The sequence below is a fragment of the Paenibacillus intestini genome (genome assembly GCF_030803945.1).
Classification (GTDB): Bacteria; Bacillota; Bacilli; order Paenibacillales; family Paenibacillaceae; genus Paenibacillus; species Paenibacillus polysaccharolyticus.
The window spans coordinates 1-8,099 of record NZ_JAURUN010000025.1 but is presented as its reverse complement, the minus strand read 5'-3'; the positions used below and the strand labels follow the sequence as shown (position 1 = coordinate 8,099).

At 43.1% G+C, this 8,099-nt stretch carries 2 protein-coding genes; both read right to left on the bottom strand.

All coding sequences use genetic code 11. The features are described from left to right. On the bottom strand, positions 1–3,605 hold a 3,605-nt coding region (locus tag J2T16_RS28695; protein WP_499020205.1), incomplete at its 3' end, for an amino acid adenylation domain-containing protein. Positions 3,606–3,649: 44 nt separating this feature from the next. Beyond that, on the bottom strand, positions 3,650–8,099 hold a 4,450-nt coding region (locus tag J2T16_RS28690), incomplete at its 5' end, for an amino acid adenylation domain-containing protein (RefSeq protein ID WP_499020203.1).

Here is an 8,099-nt window from a genome sequence, read left to right as displayed (position 1 = left end):
GCCGTATGGCCGTTCCCCTTTTCCAGCTCAAAGGTAAGGTCGGCCTGTACCCGCTGTACCGGTACGTCCCCCTCCCATTCAAACGAAGTTCGCAGCACCTCATGGCGGGCAACCAGGTGTTGCAAGGCGTTCTCCAATCGCTGCCGATCTACGCCCCCTGTCAGCTCCAGGGCTACCGGCATGTTATAGCCCAGCGAGTCCTGATCCAGCTGATGCAGGACGAGCATCCGTTGCTGCGAAGAAGTGAGGGGATACGTTTCCCGCGGCTCGGCGGTTTCAATCCTCTCGTAACGCAGTTTTGCGGCTTGACGGATGTATACGGCTTGTTGCTCCACCGTGGATGCGCGAAACACCTCGTTCAAGGGCATGTCCACCCCCAAATGCTGATGCATTCTAAAAATGAGGCGTGTCGCTTTTAAGGAATGACCACCCAGATCAAAGAAAGAATCCTGAATTCCAACACATTCTACCCCCAGCACTTCTTGCCAGATTTCTACCAGCTTAAGCTCAATTTCATCTCGTGGTGTTACATACGCGCTTTCCTCCACACCGCTTGGCTCTGGGAGCACACTCTGGTTTATTTTTCCGTTTGGCGTCAGCGGCAATCGTTCAAGCCAGATAAAGTACGCGGGTACCATATAGCTCGGCACCTTATAACTCATATATTCTTTTAGCTCTTCCGCAACCACTTCAGACTCACCCGATACATACGCACACAGATATTTTTGTCCCTCGTGATCCTCGCGGGCAATAACAGCCACTTCCCGAATTGCCGGATGACTGAGCAGTACTGCTTCTAATTCACCCGTCTCAATACGGTAACCTCGAATTTTAACTTGATGATCCATTCGTCCAAGATACTCCAGGTTTCCATCAGGCATCCATCGGACAAGATCTCCTGTCCGGTACATCCGCTCTCCAGGTTCATACGGATTATCGACAAATCGCTCAGCTGTCAACTCCGGACGATTTACGTATCCACGAGCCACACCTTCACCGGAAACGTATAACTCACCAGGTACACCTAACGGTTGAAGCCGTTTTCGTTGGTCAAGTACGTATGTCGATAGGCCAAAAAGCGCTCTACCAATATTTTGAACATGACTTTGTGTATCTTTATCATTAATTTCTTTATATGTAACATGGACAGTCGTTTCAGTGATGCCATACATATTAATTATGCTGATATCTGGATTATTTTCATGCCATTCTTTCAACATATAAGGCTTTAAGGCTTCCCCACCAAGAATCACATAACGCAACGGATTAGGAGCTGGTAGATCACCCTCCATAAAATGGTAAAAAGAGGAAGGTGTTTGATTAAACACAGTTACTTGATTGCTCAAAATAAGCTCTCTCATCTCCATAGCATTTCTAGCAACTTCCAGAGGCACTACTATTAATTTTCCGCCAAAGAACAAAGCCCCAAATATCTCCCACACTGAAAAATCAAAACAATATGAATGAAAAAAAGTCCACACGTCATTTTCATTGAAATTATATAAAGTACGACTGTTTGAAAATAGATGAACTACATTCTTATGTTCAACCGCAACTCCTTTAGGTACACCTGTTGATCCGGACGTATAGATGATATAAGCCAGGTGATTATAGTCAGATACATCAGGACGTTCGTTTTCAGAATATTGTTCCAATTGCAAACGACCATGCTGGAACTTGCTTTTCGGTTTAAGCGATATAGATAAGGGACTCGCCTTGTCTATAGAAACCAAAACGTCATATCGAAATTGGGTCAATTCGTTAGGAATCGTAAATTTTTTTTCAGTTATGCTCACATCGCATATATTTGGAAAATCATGAGGAAGATCATTAAAGAAACTTTTAGAGATAAAGAGCTCCGATGTAAATTCAGTTTTTGTGTTGTATTCTGGGTTCTCTTTTTTGAAAGATTTTAGGGATCGAAGTAAATCTTGTTTCGTATCCAAATCCATTACATCACCAAAGAATATAACACCATTATTTGACATCAATTCAATAATACTTGCTATTAATTGTTTTAAATAATTATGCCCATGAAATAATTGAATTACGCTGTTCAGAATAACAATATCAAATTGACCTTCACCTAACTTGCCAATTTCATGTGCAGGAAGACATTTCAGTTTTATATTTTCCTGAGCAGTTTTACTAACTTGGACACGGCATTTTTCAATGATTACATTAGATATATCCGTTCCATAATATAAACCTACGTGAGGAGAAATTCGGAACATACTTAATCCAGAAGCACACCCTATCTCGAGTACCCGAGTTTCAGGCCCCAAGTACGGTTTTAATTTGAGATATGCATTTTCTGCATATTCATCCATTTCTTCAACGGAAAATGCCTCTCTATTGTAACTGTTAACCCATGCTCCACCTTCAATGTTATTTGTAGCTTTTTTCCCAATGTATTCCCAAATTTCATTATCCATCATTTCATTCCGCGAAGCATCTTCTCCATCTAGAACACTGTCTATATCAAGACAAACGTAACTTTGAAAGCAATTACATTCCCACTGAAGTGTATTCAATAATTGGATTTGCTTTTGTGATGAGACGACAACTCGAACTTCAGCATCATTCAGAATGGATGAGATTCTTTCCAAAGGGTACTCCGGATCTAGAGGAACGTATGCCCCGCCTGCCTTAATAATTCCGAGGATTGCCACAATCATATCAGGAGTTCTCTCAATTAAAATTCCAACCTTTTCTTGCGGCAGTATCTTTCGATCAGTCAACAAGTAATTCGCAAGTTGATTGGCTTTCTGGTCTAGCTGAGAATAAGTTAAACTACTTTCCCCGCAAACAACTGCTATTTTGTCAGGATTACAGTCAACTTGTTCTTCAAAACGCTTATTTATTGTTGTTACAGGAGATTCTTTTTTTGTATTATTGGACATATCCAAAATAAGAGCTTTCTCTTCTTGATGGAGCACATCAAAGTTGTGAAGATGCTCTTGTTGAATTAATAATTTCTCCAGGCATGTGGCGAAGTGCGATAACAGTTGCTCAACAAATCTTTTACTGAACCTCTGTTCTTGATACTGTAAGCGCAAGTTGATAGAGTCATCTACTCTATCGAAGACAAACGAAATATCAGAAGAAAGCTGAGTCATATCTTCATGGACATTTGCCATCATTACAATAGTTTTATAAAATGCCTCTTCGTGACCGCTAGATTCAGTAGCAAATAAGGTATCCGCATGCCATTTTTCGGATTTCATGATGGCCTCTCTGCAAGCAGTAATATATGAAGAGAAAGTTTCACAAGGCTCAATGTCTGTGGAAACCAACAGCATTTGCTTACTCTGCTTGCCCGTAGATTTTTTAAATACGGGCACAGCAACCACAGGTCGGGTTTCTCCATTATAGCGGTACACCATGTACTGAACAGCACTTAGCAAAACAATGAATACTCCGTAATCTGATCCTTTACTAATGCGAACAATTTCTTTTCCGATAGGATCGGGCATCCTATAAATTAAGGATGCCTGACCACTCGAAAAAGTACTGTCCCCTGTATCCCAGACAAAGCCACTGATGTTTCCGGCTTTCATCAAATCATTCTGAAGCTCTGTATTAGGAGTTATAGGATAATTCATGCTTAGTCCTCCGTCACTTTGGTTACTATAGGTTCATACTTTTACTAAAAATCAAAGTCCACGCGTTCAAGGAAGCTATCAACGTTATGGTGCTTGTCCCTGCCTGAAATTTTAATATCCAAAAGACTAATATCCGGATTGGATATCACTTGCCGCAATATATCAAGGAAGTCCTCACATAATAGTTTTACAGAGCTGTCACTGAATAATCCTCTGGCATACTCAAACGCGAAATGTATATCACCCTGTACTTCCTCCGCTTCAAGCTTCAAATCAAATTTTGTTGTACGAGTATGATATGGGATATACGTAACGTTCAATCCGCCAAGTTCGGGCAACTGCAAATCCAGATTCTGCAGAACAAACACGGTATCGAACACAGGATTTTTACCCATTTGATGTGGGACATCCAGAAGCTCCACCAATTCCTCAAAAGGATATTCCTGATTATTAAAAGCATTGATCATGTTTGATTTCACTATGGTCAAAACCTCACGAAAACTATTAGCAGGATGTGACTGGGTTCTAATCGGTAATATATTCACAAACATACCTACCATTGGATCTAAGTCTGGATGAGTTCTTCCTGCAATCGGGCAGCCAGTTACAATATCATTTTCTCCCGAAAGTTTCGACAACAAAATCTGAAAACAAGTCATCAAGAACATGTACAATGAAACACCTTCATTAGATATTGCAGTATACACCTGTAACGCCAGCTCTCCACCGGAATAAAAATCGATCCAACCACCCTCCGATAAAGAATTCTTATCCCTAGGTGCATCGTAAGGCAAACTGAGAGCAGGAATTCCATCCTGAAACATATTTGCCCAATAGTTTTTTTGTGAAGACAGTTCACCGTTTTCTATTCGAGCTTTCTGCCATACAGTAAAGTCTTTATACTGAACACCCAGAAGTGGCAATTCAATTCCACTAAACAAACTCATCAAATCATTAACAATAATTTTTAATGAGAAACCATCGCCGACAATATGGTGTATGTCAACAATTAATAAGTGCTGATACTCCGACTTCCTAATAAGATACGTTCGTATAAGTGGAGCTACAGATAGATCAAAGGGTTGAATTAATTCTTTTATCAGCAACTCATTATCTTTTTCAACCGAGATATTGTTGATAACCTTAAGCTGGAATGGTACTTCATCATGAATGACTTGAACAGGCTCTCCGCCGATCCATAAAAAGGATGTTCTTAATATCTCATGTCTTTCAATCAGCTTACGAAGCGCTTGTTCCAATTGTGCCACGTTCAAACTGCCTTTTAGCTCTAAGATATGAGCCATATTATAGCTAACACCTATATCTCCGAATTGTTCCAATAACAGCATACGTTTTTGAGCAGATGAGACCGGATAGAAGGGCTGCATTATAGCTTTATCAATCCGTTTTTGTTTTTGTTTTTCCGCTTGCTGAATATAGACTGCCAGCTGCTCAATCGTCGGTCCAATAAATATTTCCTTTAATGGAATTTCGATCTCAAAAGCTTGTTGTATCCGGAATGTAAGCTGAGTTGCCTTCAATGAATGTCCCCCAAGGTCAAAGAAGTTCTCTCGGATTCCAACGTGCTTTGTGTCCAATAACTCTTGCCATAACTCTGCTAACCGAAGCTCAGTTGTATTACGAGGCGCTTCATAGTTAAGCTGATTTATCCCTTTCACAGGTTTTGGAAGATCCCGGCGATTTACCTTTCCGTGTATTGTCGTCGGCATTTCATCTATTTGTATGAAATGAGATGGAATCATGTAAGCCGGAACCCATTTAGCTAGATTCTTCTTACATTCTCTGGTATCCAGTTCTTTTTCAGCTACTACATATGCACAAAGTATTTTTTCACCGTTTTGTTCATCCCAATCCACAACAGCAGCCGCCTGAATTCCTTCCTGTTGTAATAACAGATTTTCAATCTCCTCACACTCAATTCGATAACCACGAATTTTCACTTGGTGATCTCTACGTCCAATGTACTCAATTTCACCGCTTGACAACCATCTGCCTAGATCTCCTGTTCTGTACATCCTGCATTCCGCAGCCTTCAGATTTGTAGGAAAACTGCTGGCATTCAATTCCGGTTGATTCTGATAGCCTCGTGCCAATCCTACACCTGATACATATAGTTCACCGATCACTCCAATAGGCTGCAACAGACCATTTGAATTTAGGATGTGGATTTTTGTATTAGCTATTGGAGCACCTATAGGAACAGGACGTTCAATTGGATGATTCGTACAGTCATAGTAAGTGACATCTACCGTCGCCTCTGTAGGACCATACAAATTAAGGAGACGCGGAATTTCCTGATTACATTCTAAACAATTACGGAATCTTTCTATCTGCTCGGATTTTAGAGCTTCCCCGCTTAAAAATATATAGCGTAGTCCTCTCAGCTTATGGGCTTCAGCAAAGCGTTCCACTTGTTCAGTCATAATCTGGAACATTGATGGTACAAAGTGAATAACACTTACACCCGCTTTTTCTATAGTATCCAGTAACAAACCTGGATCTTTCTCTCCGCCCTGCGGTAGCATGTATACACTGGCTCCTGCAATGGCCCACCACAGCAACTCCCATACCGAGACATCAAATGTAAATGGTGTTTTTTGCAAAATTACATCTTTCCGTTCAAGAGGATACTCACGTTGCATCCATTCTAATCGATTGACTATTGAACGATGTTCGATCATAACACCTTTGGGCCTTCCTGTTGTTCCCGACGTGTAAATGACATAAGCCAACCCGCTAGATTCTACAGACGGTAATTGAATCGGCTTTGGCTCTTTCATATCCTCCAGCAGTATTATGCTGACTTTAGAACAGCCAAGCACAGGGAGCCATTTCTTTTTCTCAAGTAGTACAACTTTTACTGCACTATCCACCAACATATATTGAATTCTATCCTCAGGCAGACTCGGATCTATCGGTAAATAGGCACATCCAGCCTTCATAATTCCTAAAATACCGATCATCATTTCTAAAGAGCGTTCTCCGACAAGGGCAACAACCTCGTCTTTTTGTACTCCTTGAGCGAGAAGCAGGGCAGCCGCTTGGTTTGCCTTCGCATTCCACTCACGATAAGTCAAATGACCTTCTGGACTATCAATTGCCCTCTGATCCGGTGTTTTCATAACTTGGGCTTCAATCAAAGCATGCAGTGGTGTTTCTTTGGTATATAAAGTGTCAGTTTCATTAAATCCAGCCAGAGCCAGTTTGTCTTGTTCAGATACTACATCAATATTTGACAATAGCATGTCGGGTGTGTGTGTCATTTGCTTCAGAACAATAGAAAAACTGTCAATCCAACGTTGCACCGTAGTCGACCGATAAAGTTTGTTGTTGTACCCAGCATAAAGTTTGAGTGTGTCCTCAACCTCAATGAAGTTCCAAAATACATCAAACTGAATATAACGTTGCGTAACTTCAAGCATCGTAATCTGTACTTGCGGCAGTTCCAGCACCTGACGATCCATATTTTGCAGTGCAAACATCACATCAAACAGCGGGTTCCGGCTCACTTCCCGTACAAGTTCCAGCTTCTCGACCAGACGCTCAAACGGATAGTCCTGATTCTCGTACGCCAGAAGCGCCTGTTCCTTCACGTCCTGCAAGTACCCCTTTACCGTCTTCGTCCCTTCCGGACGGTTCCGCAAAGCCAGCGTGTTCACGAACATTCCGGCCATCCGCTCCAGATCCGCATGCGGTCGCCCAGCCACCGGCGTACCCACAATGACATCCTCCTGCCCCGTATACTTCGACAACAGAATCGTATAGGCTGCCAGTAGCACCATATACAGCGTGGTGCCTGTATCAGCCGCCAGCCTTTTCACCTGAGCCGTCAGCTCCCGGTCCATCACCGCCGTCACCGTGTCTCCCGCCTGGCTGAATACAGCTGGACGCGGATAATCGCCCTGCAGATCCAGCATCGGCACCTCCCCCTCATACTGCTTCAGCCAGTACGCCTCTTGTTGCTCCAGCACGCCCGAGCTCATGCGTTGGTTCTGCCACTGGGCATAATCCTTGTACTGCACCCGCTGTGCTGGCAGGCTCTTCCCTTCATACAGCGCCATAAATTCTTCGATTAGCAGGCTGAGGGTTGTACCATCTGAAATAATATGGTGCATATCGATAAGTAGCAGACTACGCGCGCCCTCCAGTTCCCCTAGAGCCGCTCGCAGTAGCGGTGCCTTACTCAGGTCAAACGGACGCACGAAGGCTTCCATCATCTCCTCCGCCGTATGGCCGTTCCCCTTTTCCAGCTCAAAGGTAAGGTCGGCCTGTACCCGCTGTACCGGTACGTCCCCCTCCCATTCAAACGAAGTTCGCAGCACCTCATGGCGGGCAACCAGGTGTTGCAAGGCGTTCTCCAATCGCTGCCGATCTACGGCCCCTGTCAGCTCCAGGGCCGCCGGCATGTTATAGCCCAGCGAGTCCCGATTCAGCTGATGCAGCACGAGCATCCGTTGCTGCGAAGAAGTGAGG